Origin of the sequence: Corynebacterium sp. H127 (genome assembly GCF_037482665.1) — a bacterium.
Taxonomy (GTDB): Bacteria; Actinomycetota; Actinomycetes; order Mycobacteriales; family Mycobacteriaceae; genus Corynebacterium.
Genome location: NZ_JBBHKY010000004.1, coordinates 206,516 through 223,756, shown reverse-complemented (window position 1 = coordinate 223,756; position 17,241 = coordinate 206,516). Strand labels below are relative to the sequence as shown.

At 53.9% G+C, this 17,241-nt stretch carries 12 protein-coding genes; 6 read left to right on the top strand and 6 right to left on the bottom strand.

What is annotated here, in order from left to right; translation table 11 throughout:
- Positions 1–198: 198 nt before the first annotated feature.
- Complete coding sequence (hutG, locus tag WG936_RS06410) at positions 199–1,116, bottom strand: formimidoylglutamase (protein WP_339565474.1); 918 nt, start codon at positions 1,114–1,116, stop codon at positions 199–201.
- Between the two features lie 37 nt (positions 1,117–1,153).
- Between hutG and WG936_RS06405 the strand changes: the two genes are divergently transcribed.
- From WG936_RS06405 to hutI, 4 genes are all read left to right on the top strand, one after another.
- Positions 1,154–1,912 carry an IclR family transcriptional regulator gene (locus WG936_RS06405; protein ID WP_339565473.1) on the top strand — a complete coding sequence of 253 codons (759 nt, stop codon included), beginning with the start codon at positions 1,154–1,156 and terminating at the stop codon, positions 1,910–1,912.
- Positions 1,913–2,020: 108 nt separating this feature from the next.
- Positions 2,021–3,400 carry a YjiH family protein gene (locus tag WG936_RS06400; RefSeq protein WP_339565472.1) on the top strand — a complete coding sequence of 460 codons (1,380 nt, stop codon included), beginning with the start codon at positions 2,021–2,023 and terminating at the stop codon, positions 3,398–3,400.
- Between the two features lie 180 nt (positions 3,401–3,580).
- Positions 3,581–5,260 (top strand): urocanate hydratase, encoded by a 1,680-nt coding sequence (hutU, locus tag WG936_RS06395; RefSeq protein ID WP_339565471.1) that lies wholly within the window; start codon positions 3,581–3,583, stop codon positions 5,258–5,260.
- A gap of 2 nt (positions 5,261–5,262) precedes the next feature.
- Positions 5,263–6,438 carry an imidazolonepropionase gene (hutI, locus tag WG936_RS06390; RefSeq protein WP_339565470.1) on the top strand — a complete coding sequence of 392 codons (1,176 nt, stop codon included), beginning with the start codon at positions 5,263–5,265 and terminating at the stop codon, positions 6,436–6,438.
- Between the two features lie 66 nt (positions 6,439–6,504).
- Here hutI and WG936_RS06385 read toward each other — a convergent pair whose 3' ends face one another.
- The 3 genes from WG936_RS06385 to WG936_RS06375 are packed head-to-tail and all read right to left on the bottom strand — an operon-like array spanning position 6,505 to position 10,027.
- Positions 6,505–7,419 (bottom strand): ABC transporter ATP-binding protein, encoded by a 915-nt coding sequence (locus WG936_RS06385; protein ID WP_339572423.1) that lies wholly within the window; start codon positions 7,417–7,419, stop codon positions 6,505–6,507.
- Positions 7,416–8,987, bottom strand: a complete 1,572-nt coding sequence (locus WG936_RS06380) for an ABC transporter permease (RefSeq protein ID WP_339572425.1) — start codon at positions 8,985–8,987, stop codon at positions 7,416–7,418. Before WG936_RS06380 ends, WG936_RS06385 begins: the two co-directional genes overlap by 4 nt.
- 14 nt (positions 8,988–9,001) lie before the next feature.
- Positions 9,002–10,027 carry an ABC transporter substrate-binding protein gene (locus WG936_RS06375; RefSeq protein ID WP_339565469.1) on the bottom strand — a complete coding sequence of 342 codons (1,026 nt, stop codon included), beginning with the start codon at positions 10,025–10,027 and terminating at the stop codon, positions 9,002–9,004.
- 148 nt (positions 10,028–10,175) lie between these two features.
- On the opposite strand from WG936_RS06375, the gene WG936_RS06370 reads away from it, so the two are divergent.
- Both WG936_RS06370 and WG936_RS06365 read left to right on the top strand, forming a co-directional pair.
- On the top strand, positions 10,176–11,294 hold the full coding sequence (locus WG936_RS06370; protein ID WP_339565468.1) for a DUF262 domain-containing protein: 1,119 nt from the start codon (positions 10,176–10,178) through the stop codon (positions 11,292–11,294).
- Positions 11,295–11,298: 4 nt separating this feature from the next.
- Complete coding sequence (locus WG936_RS06365) at positions 11,299–11,811, top strand: MAE_28990/MAE_18760 family HEPN-like nuclease (RefSeq protein ID WP_339565467.1); 513 nt, start codon at positions 11,299–11,301, stop codon at positions 11,809–11,811.
- A 476-nt stretch (positions 11,812–12,287) separates the two neighbouring features.
- Here the strand turns inward: WG936_RS06365 and WG936_RS06360 are convergent, their stop codons facing one another.
- Together WG936_RS06360 and WG936_RS06355 are read right to left on the bottom strand one after the other, a co-directional pair.
- Positions 12,288–15,221: a restriction endonuclease gene (locus WG936_RS06360; RefSeq protein WP_339565466.1), complete on the bottom strand. Its 2,934-nt coding sequence runs from the start codon at positions 15,219–15,221 to the stop codon at positions 12,288–12,290.
- A 12-nt stretch (positions 15,222–15,233) separates the two neighbouring features.
- Positions 15,234–17,231, bottom strand: coding sequence for a site-specific DNA-methyltransferase (locus tag WG936_RS06355; protein ID WP_339565465.1), 1,998 nt, complete (start codon positions 17,229–17,231; stop codon positions 15,234–15,236).
- Between the last annotated feature and the right edge of the window lie 10 nt (positions 17,232–17,241).

The following is a 17,241-nucleotide window of genomic DNA, read 5'->3' as shown; positions in this document are numbered from 1 at the left end:
AGATTCTCCGCCAGAATGCGATCCTCAACAAGACGGACCACGCGGTCCTTCGCATCCTGGTCAAACTTCTTAGGCATGTTCCAGATTTTCCCATCCACTCAAGCGGAACAAAACCTGGGGCACTTCAGTTTTATCCGCCCGACTGAGCGCGATATCAACTGTCTATTAACTCTAAGCAGCGGGGCCAGAGACGCGAAGCTACGAGGCCAGCGTGGACACAATGTCGTCGATAAGTCGGGCTGCTAGTTTCGCCGATCGCCCATCGACATCAAACTTTGGGTTCAGCTCGACTACATCCACGAGCCGCAGCTTACCGGTCTGTGCTGCAGCAATCGCCATGGCACGAATACGAGGCAGATCCACACCTAAACCAGCAGGTGCAGAGACCCCGGGCATAACCCCAGCTGGCAGAACATCCAAATCAATGGACAAATGCACGTGATCGACTTCAGCAGCGGAACGAGTCACCAATTTTGCGCATTCTTGGAGAGGCAACGCTAACAGCTCCTCATCTAATGCCACAGTGACACCCAAGCGATCCGCCTCTTGGAACAGTGCCACGGTGTTGTTCGGTTTCGAAATGCCAAACACCGAGTAGTGGAAATCGTGAGAGAAACGATCCGCAATTTGTTTGAAGGGTGTTCCCGAGGTCGGCAAATCAGCGGTACGCAGGTCAAAGTGGGCATCAAGGTTTATGATCCCCATTGATCCTGGGACAGCGGACCGCAAACCGCAATGCGAACCATACGCAGTTTCATGTCCTCCCCCTAGCACAATCGCGGTATGCCCTTGGCCAATGAGCGATGCAACTTGCCCTGCGAGCTCTTCGTGGCCTTTTTCCAAGTCACCGTCATCCACAGCGACGGTACCTGCATCGAAAAGTGGCAGATCATGGTGGACCGCCAGCCCAGCCAGCGTCCCACGAATCTGGTCAGGCGCCTGAGCTGAGCCCACGCGCCCCTTATTGCGACGCACCCCCTCATCGCTCGCGAATCCGATCAACGCAACACCCGGTTCAGACTCGAAACTAAAGGGTTGTATTCTCGAATTCCAACGAGCGTGTTCTTTCCCGGGACCATCGACGCGTCCCTGCCAAGCAGCAATGTTTACAGTCATGGTTTCAAAAGGATAGCAACGAATGGGAGTCTGTACAGTGGCAACATCTAGTTCCCAAGTACCGGCAGCACGCAACACGCTGCGGATTCTATCTCTCCTCACAAGCATCGATACGCCAATTTCAGCATCCCGAATCCAGTCGGAGCTAGACCTGCCCCGCTCCACTGTGTACCACCTACTTAAAGTCATGGAAGAATCCGGATTTGTGGTTCATTTACCAGGGCAACGAACTTATGGGCTAGGGCTGGCGGCTTACGCCATGACCAGGGCGTATGCGAGCCAACAACCACTCGTGCGAGTGGGGGCAAGACATTCGAAACAGCTGGCTCATGCAGTGGGTGGCAGCGTACACATTTCTTGTCTGGCTACGACCCAAGTTTTGTATCTGTTGGAGGAGCGTGCCCCTCAAGCAGTCAGCCTTGTTACCGATGTTGGCGTGCACCTTCCTGCATTGCTCACCGCGAGCGGAAAGTGCCAATTGGCCTATCTTTCAGAAAAGGATCTCCGCGCCACGTTCACTCTCGCGAGTCCGACTGGATCGACCTGGGCCCAGCTCTCTGAAGAATTGGAAATGATTCGAGCGAACGGCTTTGCGGAGGAAATCGGCATCGTATCTCCCGGACAGCAAACTGCGGCGGCGCCCATCTTGGACCATTTGGATCGACCGGCGGCTGCGCTTGCAGTAACTTTTGGCATCGGTTCATTGAATGAAGACCAAATACAAGAAGTGCGCGCAGAGGTCATACAACGGGCGGGTCAAATTTCCACTGCCCTTTACGGACGCCACACCGACTAGACAAATATGGTGCGCGTCACATAGAATAAGTCCATGCGCAGGCTGTCGCGCATATTGCCACTTTCCCGTTTTGCCGACCCCGTCGGCATATTTCGAAAGCGTACAATCATGTCCCCGCAGCCTCATGCCAAAGTGCAAAACCATCATCCAAATGCCAATGCAATTGAACATTCCATTCTGCGTTCCGGAACCCACGCCCAACACAAGCCGATTTGGCCGTTTTTCCTCTATTCAGCGATCGGTATTTTCGTCTTCTTCGTACCCATCACCTGGCGCGGGAATAATACCATTATCGTTGACCACGCCGTCTCAGCTTTGCGAGCCTACGCGGGATCGATCGTCCCATGGGTATTGCTCGCGTTGATGTCTTACGGCATGATCCGCCAATTTGTCACGGGCAAGTGGCGTAACGACGCCCTCACCATGGTTTTCTCTTTTGCCAACATCGCAGGAGTGATCGTGTCCGCCCTGTACGTGACGGGCACGCTAAAGGGATTTCTCAATGCAAAAGACCTTGTCCCTTTTCTATTTGAGAAGATTGCTACCCCGGTGGGCCTGATTGTCCCCATCGGCTCGATGTTTCTTGCCCTCATCGTCTGCTATGGACTCCTCGAATTTGTAGGAGTGCTCATGCAACCGGTCATGCGGCCAATTTGGCGCACGCCGGGACGCTCAGCAATCGATGCGGTCGCATCCTTTGTCGGCTCTTACTCCCTCGGCATTCTTATCACGGACAGGGTGTACCGTGAGGGTAAATACACCACCCGCGAAGCTGCTATTATTGCCACCGGATTTTCCACCGTCTCCGCAGCGTTCATGGTTATTGTGGCCAAAACCCTGGACATTATGCAGTATTGGGGCCAGTTCTTCTTCGTCTCCCTCATAGTGACCTTTGTGGTCACGGCAATCACCGTCCGTATCCCGCCGCTTTCCCTGTTCCCAGACGATTACCACAAAGATGCCGCCCCTCAGCCGGAGGAGAAGATTACTAAAGGCCGATTCACGTCGGCGTGGGGAGAAGCCCGCGAAACGCTTGATGAAGCCCCACCACTACCAAAGGCCGTATGGATCAATTTTGTGGACGGCACAAATATGGCTGCCGCAATCACACCGTCGATCATGTCCGTAGGCCTTGGCGGCCTTCTATTGGCCAAATTCACTCCAATTTTTGACTGGCTCGGGTACCTCATTTATCCCTTCACCTGGGCTGCCCGAATTCCCGAGCCTATGGTGGCAGCAAAAGCCTCTGCCGTAGGCATCGCGGAAATGCTCCTTCCCGCCACCCTGGCAGCAGATCAGCCTTCATTGGTATTGCGTTTTGTGATTGCTGTTGTTGCCGTCAGCGCCATCATCTTTTTCTCCGCGCTGGTGCCCTGCATTTTGGCCACTGAAATCCCAGTAAAGGTCTGGCAAATGGTGGTGATTTGGTTTGAGCGCGTCGCGCTGACCATCCTACTGACTGCCCCAATCGCACACCTGCTGCTTTAGCTCTGAGTCTGGCATCCCAGACAGAAGCATTGTTTTTCTGCTTCTCTCGCGATACATCGCTACATACACTCAAATCTACAAGTGACCTACACCACTATCTGTGGCAGGGTTTGATGACAGCCCCGGTTCGCCGGATCATCCCGCCACAGGCAGTGCTTAACATTCAAGGAGACTTGGCCAATGTCTGAGCCACGCACCGTCCGAGCCCCACGTGGAACCGAAATATCTGCAAAATCCTGGCAAACTGAAGCGCCACTGCGCATGCTGATGAACAACCTCGATCCGGAAGTAGCAGAACGTCCAGAGGATCTCGTTGTTTACGGCGGTACAGGCAAAGCAGCCCGAAACTGGGAATCCTTCGACGCCATCGTGGCTTCGCTTAAGGACTTGGAGGATGATGAGACGCTCCTCATTCAATCCGGTAAGCCAGTAGGCATTTGGAAGACTAATCCCTGGGCTCCTCGCGTGCTCATTGCCAATTCAAACCTGGTGGGAGACTGGGCAAACTGGCCCGAATTCCGCAAACTTGAGGCCGAGGGTCTCATGATGTACGGACAAATGACCGCCGGATCGTGGATCTACATCGCCACCCAGGGCATTTTGCAGGGCACATTCGAAACCTTCGCTGCCATCGGCCGCAAAAGGTACAACGGCACGTTACAGGGCACCATCACGCTCACCGGCGGGTGCGGCGGTATGGGCGGCGCACAACCTCTCGCCGTGACGTTGAACCACGGTGTGTGCATCATTGCTGATGTAGATCGGAAGCGTTTGGAGCGTCGACAAGCAAAGCGCTACCTAGATGAGGTCGCAGACAGCCTTGACGACGCCATTGCCCGCGCCAACGCCGCCAAAGAAGAAGGCCGTGCACTGTCCATCGGTGTCGAAGGCAATGCTGCGGAAATCTTCCCTGAGCTGCTTAAACACCACCGGGCCGGTGACATCAAAATTGATATCGTCACCGACCAAACCTCGGCGCACGATCCGCTGTCATACCTGCCCACCGAAGTGCCCTTCGAAAACTGGAACACCGAAGCAGAAGAGGACCCAGAGACTTTCACTAAAAAGTCCCGGGAGTCCATGGCAGCGCAGGTCCAGGCCATGGTTGAGTTCCAGGACGAGGGCGCTGAGGTCTTTGACTACGGCAACTCCATCCGCGATGAAGCCCGCAAAGCCGGCTACGCCCGCGCCTTTGAGTTTGCAGGTTTCGTGCCGGCTTACATCCGCCCACTGTTCTGCGAAGGGCTCGGCCCTTTCCGCTGGGCTGCGCTGTCCGGCGATCCGGAGGATATTCGCGTAACGGACCAAGCTCTGAAGGAGCTATTCCCTGAAAACGAGCACCTGCATCGCTGGCTCGACGCCGCCGAAGAGTACGTGGAATTCGAGGGGCTACCGGCACGTATTTGCTGGCTGGGTTACAACGAGCGCCACAAGGCCGGCCTGCTTTTTAATGACCTCGTGCGAGAGGGAAAGGTGACAGCACCGATCGTGATTGGCCGTGACCACCTTGACTCCGGTTCGGTGGCTTCCCCTTACCGCGAGACCGAATCGATGCTGGACGGTTCCGATGCCATTGCTGACTGGCCACTGCTCAACGCTCTGACCGCCACCTCCTCAGGTGCCACGTGGGTGTCCATTCACCACGGTGGTGGCGTAGGTATTGGGCGTTCGATCCATGCTGGCCAGGTATCCGTTGCAGATGGTACTGATCTGGCCGCTGAGAAGCTCGCCCGAGTGCTGACCAATGATCCTGGCATGGGCGTGATCCGCCACGTGGATGCTGGCTACGATCGGGCTGATGAAGTAGCTAGGGAGCGCGGTGTGCGCGTCCCGATGCCATTCCACTCCCGGGAGAACTAACCTTGAGCACTCTTTTCACTGGAATTTCTGAGCTCCGTACTGTCTCTGAACTGGGCACGCTTGAAGATGCTGCCTTAGTCGAAAATGGGGGCGTCATTCAGTGGATCGGACCGGCCGCCGAGGCTCCAGCTGCAGACAATGCGGTGGACCTCGGCGGTCGCGCCGTTCTACCAGGTTGGGTGGATTCCCACACGCATATGATTTTCGATGGCGATCGCGCTGCCGAATTCGAAGCCCGCATGGCCGGTGAATCCTACGCAGCCGGTGGCATTGCGGTAACTATGAACGCAACCCGCGCTGCCGGTGATGCACGCCTGATTTCATTGCTCGATGAGCGCATCGCCGCAGCCCGGGCGGGCGGCACTACCACCGTGGAGACCAAAACTGGGTACGGATTGGATGTTGCGTCCGAAGCTGAAGCCGCTCGGATCGCAGCCTCCAGACTCGAAGATGTCACCTTCCTCGGAGCACACCTCGTACCTCCTGGAGCCGACGCTGACGAATACGTCGACTTGGTCTGTGGCGAAATGCTTGACGCTGTCGCTGATCACTGCACATGGATCGACGTATTCTGCGAGCGTGGCGCATTCGACGAAGAGCAGTCCCGACGCGTTCTTAGTGCCGGTGTTTCTCGGGGGCTTATTCCCCGTGTTCACGGTAACCAAATCGGTCACGGTCCGGGCGTAGCATTAGCCGTTGAAGTTGGCGCAGCCAGCGTCGATCACGTGAATTTTGTTACCGATTCCGACATCGAACTTCTCGCGGCCTCCGACACTGTCGCCACCGCACTTCCGGCCTGTGACCTTTCCACCCGCGCCCCACTAACCCCGGCCCGCAGGCTTATCGACGCGGGTTGCACACTAGCTCTTGCCTCCAATCTCAACCCCGGCACTTCCTACACCTCCGCGATGAACTTCTGTGTCGGCACTGCCGTTCTTCAGATGGAGCTGACTCTCGAAGAAGCGATTCGCGCCGCCACGTATGGCGGAGCCCGGGCTTTGCATCGCGAAGATGTTGGCACCGGACAAGATCGTCATGGCCGTCCTGCGAAAGGCACACTCGTTGTCGGCGCGGCAACTGACCTACATGTGCTGAATACCCATACGGCAGTTGACCTAGCATATCGGCCCGGGATGCCTCTTTCCTACCAGACCTACGTGGGAGGGATATTGGTGTAGCAGGAACGGGCAACAGCGCCTCGATCGGTAGAAGTCGGGACTGCTAGATTCGCAGTTTCGACTCCCTTAAAACCCCATCACCCGCTGAAATTCCAACCCGACCTCGTCCCCAATAGCCACCGGCTCTGATGCGAACGCCCGAAATGTCAGCCCCCCGGAAAGCACGGTGATCGAGTACCCGGTGCGCTCGAACAGCACGGATTGAACGATGCCCCGACGCGAGGCTGCCTCAGACAAGACCACATCCGCAGGCATCACGGCTTCCCCAGAGGGAAGTACAGTGGCGTCCCCCATGAACGATGCCACGAAGGCAGAAGCGGGACTAGCCAAGATCTCACGCGGCGATCCAACTTGCTGCACAATGCCATCGGAAAGCACCACTACCCTGTCTGCCAGCGCCAATGCTTCCGAGCGGTCATGAGTCACGTGCACCGTGGTGAGGCCCTGGCGCCGGACTAATGCGAGGATGTCTCGTCGCAAAGCATCACGCAACGGCTCGTCGAGTGCGGACAGTGCTTCGTCGAGAAGCAACACGCGCGGGTTGGCCACCACTGCACGGGCCAAGGCAACGCGCTGCCGCTGACCGCCGGACAGGCTCGCCGGGGCGCGCTTCCCGAACCCGTCGAGCCCCACTAGAGAAAGGGCCTCGGAGACTGCCTCGGCGCTGAATGTGCCAGCGCGGCGTAGCGGATAGGCCACGTTTTCAAACACGTTCATGTGCGGCCACACCGCATGCTGCTGGAACACCATGCCGAGGCCGCGCTTTTCCGGTGGCACGCCGTCCATCGCGGCACCGGCGATCGATAGCGCCCCGGAGGAAGGCGAGACGAAGCCGGCGATGGTGCGCAGGAGCGTCGTTTTGCCGGAGCCGGAGGGGCCGACCAGGCAGATGAACTCGCCGGGCTCCACCTCGAGCGAAATATCGGACAGCCCCACCGTCCCATCCGGGAACGTCACGGATACGTCAGTCAATGAGATCAAGAGACCTTCTCCCTCAAAGTTAAGCCCAGCGCCAAAACGCCGATGAGCACGAACAGCAGTGACAGCGCGCTGGCTTGGTTGTAGTCGCCAGCCATCTGGAGGTTAAACACTTGGACACCGAGAGTCGTGGTCCCCGGCGCGACCAGCAGAACCGAAATGGTCAGCTCACGCACTGCAGTGACCAGCACCAACACCGCCCCGGAAATCGCCGCGGGCAGCGCCATCCGGCCGGTGGTATCGAGCAAAGAGCGCAGCTGAGAGGCACCCGAGATCCGGGCTGCTTCCTCCACCGCGAGTGGGGTTTGCTGCAACGGGGCGCGCACTGCCTGCAGCACCAGCGCGGTGAAAGCGCAGACGTAGGCGCCGAGGATGACCCAGCGGGTGTTGTACATGCCGGTATAGCGCCCCAGAATCAGCCAGCCAACACCGATGATCAGCCCGGGCAGCGCCGTCGGCAACAAAATCACCAAGCTCATCGCGGTGTTCGACCAATGCCGAGTCCGCGTGAGCAGAACTCCCGCGAGCCAGCCCAGCACACCACACAGCACAGCTGCACCGCACGCCAGCAGCGCCGAATTGCTAAAGCCTTCGATCACCCGCGGGTTACCCAGCGCCAGCTCGAAGTTGTCCAAGGAGATCGTTTCGAGCGTGAACGGCACGCCCGGTGCGGGCAGCAGAGATCGGTATCCGAGTCCCACCAGCGGTGCGAGCGTGACCACCAGGCCCAGCAGCCAGGCGATGGTTGTGGTGAGGCCACGTGCCCGGCCCAGCGGGTAGCGTTGGGTCGCGCCGTCCGCCACGCTTGTCGACGCCCACAGCGACACCACATAATCGCAGATCACTGCCCCAATGCCAAGCAACAGCAATACCACTCCAACGGTGGATACCACCTGGAGCGGATTAGCCACGGTGCCGGAATCCATGAAGCGGTAGATCATGGTGGCGAGCGTCTCAAAGCGTTCCGGAGAGCCGAGGATCGCAGGGATGCCAAAGTCCGCGAGGTTCGCCACCGCCGTCAGTGTGAAGGCACTCAGGATTGCGGAGCGCAGCAGCGGCAACGTCACGGTGCGCATCGCGGTCCAGGTGCTGGCACCGGAGATGCGGGCAGCGTGTTCCATGTCGCCGGGAATGTGCTTGAGGGCGCTAGCGATCACCATGTACACCACCGGGTAAGAGTGCAGGATCATCAGGACCACTACCCCATCGGGCCCGTAAACATTCCAGATTTCGCGGTCGAACCAACTGTTCACGCCCTGCCGCGGGCCGAACAGCTGCATCCACGCGATCGCCCCAATGAACGGCGGCACCAGCAGCGGGCTCAGTACCAACAACCGGAGGGCTTTGGCGCCACGGATGTCGGTGCGTTCCAGCATCAGCGCCGCCAGCGTGCCGACGACCACTGCCCCAACGCTTGCCAGGACCGTGGTGTACGCGGAATTCCACGTTGCCGTGGCGATTCCCTGTTCCAACAAAACTGGGACTTGGTTGCCACCCAGCGCCAAGGACACCACCAGGCCGAGCGGTGCGAGGAAAAGGCCAATGAGGATGAGCCACAGGCCCATCCTCATGAGTCGAACCTGGGTCACTTCATCGCGTCCTGGAACGCAGCGGTGGCGGCCTGCTTATCAGCAGTGATCTTTTCCAGATCCTGATCCATCAGCTTGATGTCCTTCAGTGCTGGGGCGTCCTTCGGGGAGCCGGCATCCTCACGAACGGGCAGGTAGTTCTGCTTCACCGCGAGCTCTTGGCCCTCCTTAGAGATCAGGAATTCCAGGTACTTCGTTGCGGCGTCCTGGTTGGCGGAATCCTTGAAGATTCCCGCTGGCTCCGTGATGTACGGTGCGCCCTCCGTTGGGTAGGCCACTGCAACGGGCGAGCCCTTCACTGCGAGGTCACGTACCAGGTAGTCCACCACGATGCCGACTGGGCGAGAGCCGCTGGCGATCTCCTGGGAGGTGGGGCCGTTGGACTTAGCGATCATCGGCTTGTTCGCGCCGAGCTGCTTGATCCACTCCTCGCCCAAAGCTGAATCGTTCTTCCAGGCAGCGGCGTTGAACGCAGCGGCACCGGAGACCGCTGGGTCCGGGAGGACCAGCTTATCCAGGTACTTCGGATCGGTCAGGTCTGCCCACGACTTCGGCGCGTCGGTGATGTCTTTGGTGTTGTACGCGATCACGGTAGGGATGAAACGGGTGCCCACATAGAAGCCGTTGGGATCCTTGGCCTCTGCTTTTATCTTGGCAGTATCCAGCTTTTCGAGCTTGGCGAGGTCGCCTGCTTTTGCATAGGTCTCAAAAGTCGGGGCATCGGCGGCCCACAGGATGTCGGCGCCGACCTTGCCGGTCTTCTTCTCGGATTCGATGCGCGCATTCAGATCGCCGGTGCCGGCGCGGAACACCTCGACCTGGATGTTCGGATTCTTCTCCATGAATGCCTTGTTGATCTCATCAACCTTGGCCTCCGGCTCGGAGGTGTAGACGGTGATCTTGGCGTTATCTGCGTTCTTATCTTCTGCTTTGTTGTCTGCAGCTGGCTCAGCGCAGGCAGTGAGCAAGGCAGCCGCGGTTACGACGGCAATTGCTGGCTTGATCAGGTTCGTTGCGTTCATTGCGGGGTCTCCGATTCGCATTCGGCGGTAGCGATTGGTGCGAATCTTGATCTTGGTATGGGTAGCCTAAGTTCGCAGGGTGAGGGTGAAGAATGGGGGTAGGGGTAGAAAATGATCTTAGACCGAACTTTGCATTATGTTGAGCATCATGGATGCAAAAGAGTTTCCCGAAGATTTGCTCGATCGGACGCTTACAGAGGAGGAAATCGAAGACCAGTCTGAGGCCCCTCCCCAAGAAGAACGCGTAACCTTTCACACCCAAGACTATCCAGTTGACGGACTCGTTAAGCGCCTTGAGCGTGGCACAATGCTCATTCCACAATTCGGCACACCGGATGACAAAGTTCAATCTGCACTTTTCCAAAGAAAGTTCGTTTGGACAAAAAAACAGATGGACAGATTCATCGAGTCATTGCTTTTAGGATACCCGGTACCTGGCATTTTTTTAGTGAAACAGGCACCCGATAATAAACTCCTTGTTCTGGACGGTCAGCAACGATTGGAAACTCTACGCCGCTTTTACTCAGGGATTCATAATGGACGAGAATTTCGCCTCGAGAATGTAAGTGGAGATTTTAAGAATTTAACATACAGAACTCTTCCTGAAGACTATCGCAACCAACTTGACGATTCATTTCTAACAGCTACTATTGTCGCCGCGACCGACGATGATAGTTACGAAGCTGTGTATCAGATTTTCGAAAGGTTGAATGCCGGGGGAACTAACTTAACCCCCCACGAAGTACGAGTAGCATTATTCCCAGGTGAATTAATGTCGAGAGTAGCAGAACTCAACGACAATACACATTGGCGGTACCTGTACGGAAACAAGTCAACACGACTGAGAGACCACGAACTTGTATTGCGTATTCTAGCACTATCGTTTAGAGGAGCAGTTTACCAGCGCCCTCTAAAATCATTTCTTAATAGTTTCACGTCTGACTTTCGGAAAAATACGGAAAAATTGGAGCCCTACTTTCAAAAGTTTGAAAGTACTGCAGAGCTAATCCGCAAGTTCATCGGCCCCGAAGCCATTCGGCGACCTGGAAATAACCAGGTAAACGCCGCACAAGCTGAGGCTATCTTTGTGTCATTGATGAGAAGCGACAGCGTAGCAAATCTTGAAGACCTGAAAGAGCAGTTTGAATCACTCATCCATAACCAGCTCTTTGTTCAATCTACAACCAGAGCAACGGCGGATTCGGATGCTGTTTTTTCTCGCCTTCAACTTGCAACCGAATACCTGACCACTCCTGCTGGAGAATAGAGACATGAAAGGCCTCCCGACACATCAATGGCCACCATTGATAGTAAAACAGCAAATCGATGAATACCAAGGACTAATCAGTACAATTCGCACTTCAGTATCAGATTCAATGCCCCCACGTGTTGAAGCTTACTTAGTGCGCTACGCAGTTGTCCGTTCCGCTGGACTTTTAGAGTCCGTACGGGATGACCTCGCCCGTGAATATAGTAGAACTATCGCCCCGGAGAGAGTCTTTAATCGCATCAAGAAGAGCCTAACCAGTTCTTTAGGCTGCACTCCAAAGCAGCTTCAAGACTTTGTCCGCACTTTTGATTCAATCTGGGCTGATGAACTGGCTAAACTGTTTCAAGCCGATGATTCTCGTCATTCAAATAACGTCGGCAGTTTGGTTGAAACAAGAAAGAAAATCGCCCACGGAAAAAGCTCCCAGGTTTCGACAAGCCAAATCCTTCGATGGTCTGACAGCGTAATTCAAATTACCAAATGGATGGTTAACCGTTTCGACCCAAACAACTGAAAACTTATCGCATACTCCCAATTAACATTGGGGCAGATTTCTTCTGATGAGATCTGTCTTCAGCTAAACTTGTTTGGCTGACGCTTTCACTTTAAACAGCAAAACAAGTACGGTAAAGATCTAGATCTAGAATCAAACAGGAAGGTCGGTTGGCTAGCCACAAACTGTTGCACCCTACGCCAGCTCGGGATCCGCAAACTAGGCCTACAGACAATGTGCGCAGCTAGTCTCGATTCGGTCAGATTTCGTCTTTGTTTTTCCGTCTTTTACCGGTTTGATCTTCACATTACACAAATCAGAAGACTTTAAATGGCTGACTGTGCAGTCCACTTCTTAGTCAGGTCCGACCAAGACGTTTTTCCAAACTCATTCGACAAATTCCTCCGTCAACTTCGTTTGCAGTCCGGATCCGAATCTCGTTAAACCAGCGACACTCTCACGAAATTACAACTCGACCCTCTAGACTTTAACCCAAATCATATATTCCACTTTCCAGGAGCAGACTTTGCGTAACTAACTCCGATGGTCTTGAAGTGCTCAGTTGCGGCATCAATTTTTGCTTGCTCTGTAGATCTAAGAAGGTGCTCGCTCATCGTGCTCTTGGTCTCGCGGACCATATAAAGCTTGTCTTCGCCTTCAACACGTTTCACAATCGCCCAGTCCGGGTTATAGGGCCCGACCGGAGTGTCGATCTTGAACATTGGCGGAAGTTTTAAGAACAGCTTGATATCGTCGCGGCTATCGAGAAGCTCTGCAAACTCTCGCTCCGTCTCGGAGTCGTACACAACAAAGTCGTAGTCCGTCTTGTCCTTGTTCTTCACCTTGTAGAGGTTATCCAGGAAGTACTGCTTTTCTTCCAAACCATCGCGCTGAAGTTCCGTTAACGAATAGACACTTCCGCCGATCTTCTCGTACTGAATACCTTCAGTCACGATCGCCGCCAGCTCGGCCTCAATAATTTCGCGGACCATCTTGACGTAATCATTAGGGTTAGCAATGAAGTCATCCAAACGTCTGCTTTCAATCAATATTTCGATGATCGTCTTGCGAGTCAGAGAAGTAGCTTCCTGGAGTTCAGTCACAATATTGGGCAGCTTATACCCGCCCCGCAGATCAGTGGTACGACTACTAGTTTCGGCACCCTTCGTGCCACCGCGAGCAATACTGAGCTTGGCCTTCTTCACTTCGATGCGCAGTGGCTCAATTTGTTCAGCTTTCTTAATTTTCGCAACAGCATTCTTGATCAACACGTTGCGGTCCACTGACACACTGTAGGTCGTGCGCTGACTAATCTTTTCCCAAAACTCCTCAAACTCGCGAGATGTGAAATACAGCTGCTTGTTGAGCTTTCGGGTTCTGCGGTCGCGCTTAGGCTTGACATGATTCTTGATATTGGCGCGCTTGAGGACATCAATAATCAAGGCCTCAACGACGCTAAACTCGGGGCTTAGATTGAGAGCGAAGTCCTCAGCATCCGGCCTAAACGACTCAGTGACATAGCCGTCCTTTTCCAGGAAACCTTTCTGTTTGAGTTCTCCCCAAATCTTTTCGGACAACGCATACCCCAAGTTCTGTTCACCTGCGGTTTCAGGCTTCGGCAGTTTAGCGAAATCTCCCTTGCGGATGTATCCAATGGCAACGCCCGCCTTCTTGTATTCCTTCTGAAGGTTGTTCGCGAATTCCTGGTAGGATTCGTTCGCCACGACGGTCAGCTGGGCGACAGACCTGTCAACCACGCGCTCACCATCTTGGTTAACAGGTAGACGAAGTCCACGGCCAATTGTCTGGCGACGCTCGGTCTCTGAGCCCATTTCCCGCAACGTACAAATCTGAAAAACGTTCGGGTTATCCCAGCCCTCTCGCAGCGCCGAGTGCGAGAAAATGAAGCGCACTGGCTCGTCTTCGCTGAGCAGTCGAGCTTTGTCTTTCATGATCAGATCGTAAGAATCGTCATCTTTCGACGTCTCACCAGAAGTGTCGCCGTAAACACCTTTCTTGATCTGCGAGAAGTAAGCCCGTCGCAGCTCAATGGGGTCCTGGGGCAACAGCTCCTTGTAGTGCGGGAAGCGTTCTCGCTCTTCAACGAATAGCTCATCGAACCACTGAGCGAATTTGCCATCTGCGGTTACATTGTCGCTGCCTTCGCCGAGGTAACTAGCAACTTTATCGACGAAGAACAGACTCAACACCTTAATGCCATGCTTGCGCATCAGAGATTCTTTACGGAAATGCTCGCGAATAGTCTCACGGATCATCTCCCGATAAACAGCTTCATCATTGCTGCCAATAGACTCCCCTACCTGAAGAATTCCGTGATTGGTGAGCTCGATGAAACCTTGACCGTCAAGATTGATCTCATTGATACGCCAGTTATTGTCGTAAGCCGGGTTGTCAGTCACCTTGGCCAAGTCTTGATTCTGCTTGACCTTTTTGACCTGTCGATCGAACGATCCGTCTTTCTTTCGGCACACCAGCTCTAGGGTTGCTTGCCATGGGTTACTTTCTACCGAGAGGAGCTTGATGTACGGCTTGGCATCTCCGCCGTGTTCTGTTGCTTCGGCCACCACAATCTGTTTGACCAAGCCAAGCTCATGGGCATCGACCGGGTCGAGTCGATACGTCACGTTTCGGGTCTCGCGATGGGTCGCACTATAACGCAGAATGAAGGCTGGATCCATTCCTGCGAGGGCTGTCTTGGACAGCTCCGACTCCATATTCTGCGGCTCATCCATGATCAACACCGGACGTGTTGCACGAAGGAAATCGATGGGGCGTAGACCGTTCAGTTTGTCACGTGTCTGATTCATGATCAGGTTATTGCCCCGACCACGAACCGAACCAATCGTCATAACCATGATCTGGATGCTTGTCGACGTCGCGAACGACTGAACCTCTTCCGCGTTTTTGCCGCTGTACACCATATGGTCGAACGGCAACTCTGGGTAAAGCTGACGGAAGTGATCGTACATCAACTCAATACTGGTTGTGACGCCTTCGCGAATTGCAACGCTTGGAACCAGAATCACAAACTTGGTGAAGTTGTACTTTCTGGCCAGCTCGAAAATGGTGCGCAGGTAGACATAGGTCTTACCGGTTCCGGTCTCCATCTCAATATCGAACTGCAAACCATCCTTCAGTTCACGTGCGGGCTTGAGGCCTTGTGCGTTCTGCACAACTTTTAAATTTTCAAGCACAGTTTCTTCGTCTAGAAGAAAGTTGTTACCAACCGCACCAACCTCTTCACTAAGATCCAGATCCAAAGCTTGGTTGCCAGATTTTGGCAGCTCTGTCGTAGTAAGAAAAGTCGTAAGAAAATCGCCTGCATTGCTCGGCTGACCATCGAACAGATCGGTCACCGAATTGATCGCCGCTATCTGATAATCCTGTTTTGCATCAAACTTAAATTTCATTGTCACCTCCTCCTACGCGGTCCATAATTCAATATTGTTGGTCTTACACATCTGCGCCAGATTCGTCTTCAACTCATCATCGCCCTGGAAAGCATCTTCCAAAATGATGAACTGAACTGGCTTTGTATCGACAGCCGCCCGAAGTTGAGACAGGGATGGCTTAGTGTGCTCATCGAGGTAGGCAAGTACAAAGGTGTCTTCTTCGTCCTTCTCCTCATCCAGTCGAACTACAGACTTGTACTTCAAGTCAGCGATTGAGAGTTCACGAATCTGCTCAACTAAAGAATGCCCTTGCTTGATCAAGATCTCGGTTAGCAAGTCATCTGCAGTCGCATTGTCGTCGCTGCTGTCGCGCAATTCCAACAAATGCTGCTCCAACTTGGTTGCATCGATGTCAGACTCGGTTCGCCATTTGGTGAAGTTGGTGTCGGCGAGCATGTAAGAACGAAAACCGGTATCAAGTCGACTTGAGCAAGTAGGTGCCTCGTTTTTAGTCACTTTCGAGATTTGTTCGGCTGCTCGACGAACGCGTTCTCGTGACACTTCAGCGATCGTCTTGTAACCTTCAGATTCAGCAATCGACCCGCTAGGTACTGGTTCTGGCAGCTGAACAAGGATAAATCTTCTTCTGTGTTGATCAGAGCTATTTACTCGCATGACGGATTCTGCGGTGGTGCCGGAGCCAGCGAAGAAGTCCAGAATAATACCAGGCTCGACAAGGGAAACCAAGTACTGAATCAAAGAGGTAGGCTTCGGATAATCAAATACTTTCTTTTTCATCAAGCTGCTCACCTCGGCGGTTCCCTCATCGCTGGTGCCAACCTTTTGGCCGAAGCGGCTTTTTGTCGCGTTGACCGCGCCACCGTTCGTGAAAATCAACTCTCTGGGCGACTCTTTGAAAGTCTTGCCAGCACCGTAAATTGCACGAATTGCAAATGCTTGTGTTTTTACCCAGTAGGTAGTCCCCATTGAAACTTCGTCGATTACTTTTTGAGCAGACCACCTTGAACGAAACTCAAGTTCAAAATCATTAAGGTTTCTCCCATCAACGACCCGAACTTCAGACAAAAGACAGTATTTTTCATCCGTTGAACGTGAATACTCGCCGTCCTTGATATTGAACTTGACTGTTCCTGCCGGAAATTTGACTACTTTAGTTGGATTCGATGCATTATAGAGAGGTGCATCTTCAAACTCGTTCTTTTCATACTCAACCAGTAGTTCCTTTTTCATGCCGTCACGGCTATAAAGCTGACGCGCAAAACATAGCACATAGTCATAATTCGAGTAGGTATTCACCTTTTGACGGCCAAAATGTTGAGTCTTTTCCCAGACAAAGGTGGCAATATGGTTTTGTTCTCCAAAGACTTCATTGCAGATCTTCTTCAGATTGTCCATTTCATCGACACCAATGCTAATGAAGATAACGCCATTGGCTTCAAGTAGATTTCGCGCTAGCTTCAACCTCGGATACATCATATTGAGCCAGTTAGAGTGATAGCGCCCCTCAGATTCTGAATTCGAAGACATCTTTTTGCCTTCTTCGTTGACCTGCTTAGACCACTCCAAATAGGTGTTAATTCCCTCTTTGAAATCGTCCTGGTAAACGAAGTCTTTGCCTGTGTTGTACGGCGGATCGATGTAAATCATTTTGATCTTGCCGTGGTAGTGCTTCTGCAGGATCTTCAATACTTCGAGATTGTCGCCCTCGATGAACACGTTTTTGGTGGTGTCCCAATCTTTGGAGTTTTCCTTGTCGGGGCGAAGAGTCGCGGTCGTTGGGGTTTGGGCTGCGCGCATAGCACGCTTTTTACCTGGCCAAAACAAACCAAAACGCTCGCTAGTGTCAGAAGCATCGCCTTCGAGTAGCTCCTTGAGCTTTTCAACATCTATCTTGCCGTCAGCGATCGCCTCAGGAGCAAGATCCGCCAATTGCTCAGCGAGCTCAGTGCGGAACTCAGGGCTACTGCCTGGCACTTCATTGATCATTTCTCGTTCTTCGTTCACCATTATCTCCTTT

Coding starts and splice junctions, on each gene's coding strand:
- hutG (WP_339565474.1), bottom strand. CDS start 1,116: ATGACTGTAAACATTGCTGCTTGGCAGGGACGCGTCGATGGTCCCGGG.
- WG936_RS06400 (WP_339565472.1), top strand. CDS start 2,021: ATGTCCCCGCAGCCTCATGCCAAAGTGCAAAACCATCATCCAAATGCC.
- hutU (WP_339565471.1), top strand. CDS start 3,581: ATGTCTGAGCCACGCACCGTCCGAGCCCCACGTGGAACCGAAATATCT.
- WG936_RS06380 (WP_339572425.1), bottom strand. CDS start 8,987: ATGAGGATGGGCCTGTGGCTCATCCTCATTGGCCTTTTCCTCGCACCG.
- WG936_RS06375 (WP_339565469.1), bottom strand. CDS start 10,027: ATGAACGCAACGAACCTGATCAAGCCAGCAATTGCCGTCGTAACCGCG.
- WG936_RS06370 (WP_339565468.1), top strand. CDS start 10,176: ATGGATGCAAAAGAGTTTCCCGAAGATTTGCTCGATCGGACGCTTACA.
- WG936_RS06365 (WP_339565467.1), top strand. CDS start 11,299: ATGAAAGGCCTCCCGACACATCAATGGCCACCATTGATAGTAAAACAG.
- WG936_RS06360 (WP_339565466.1), bottom strand. CDS start 15,221: ATGAAATTTAAGTTTGATGCAAAACAGGATTATCAGATAGCGGCGATC.
- WG936_RS06355 (WP_339565465.1), bottom strand. CDS start 17,231: ATGGTGAACGAAGAACGAGAAATGATCAATGAAGTGCCAGGCAGTAGC.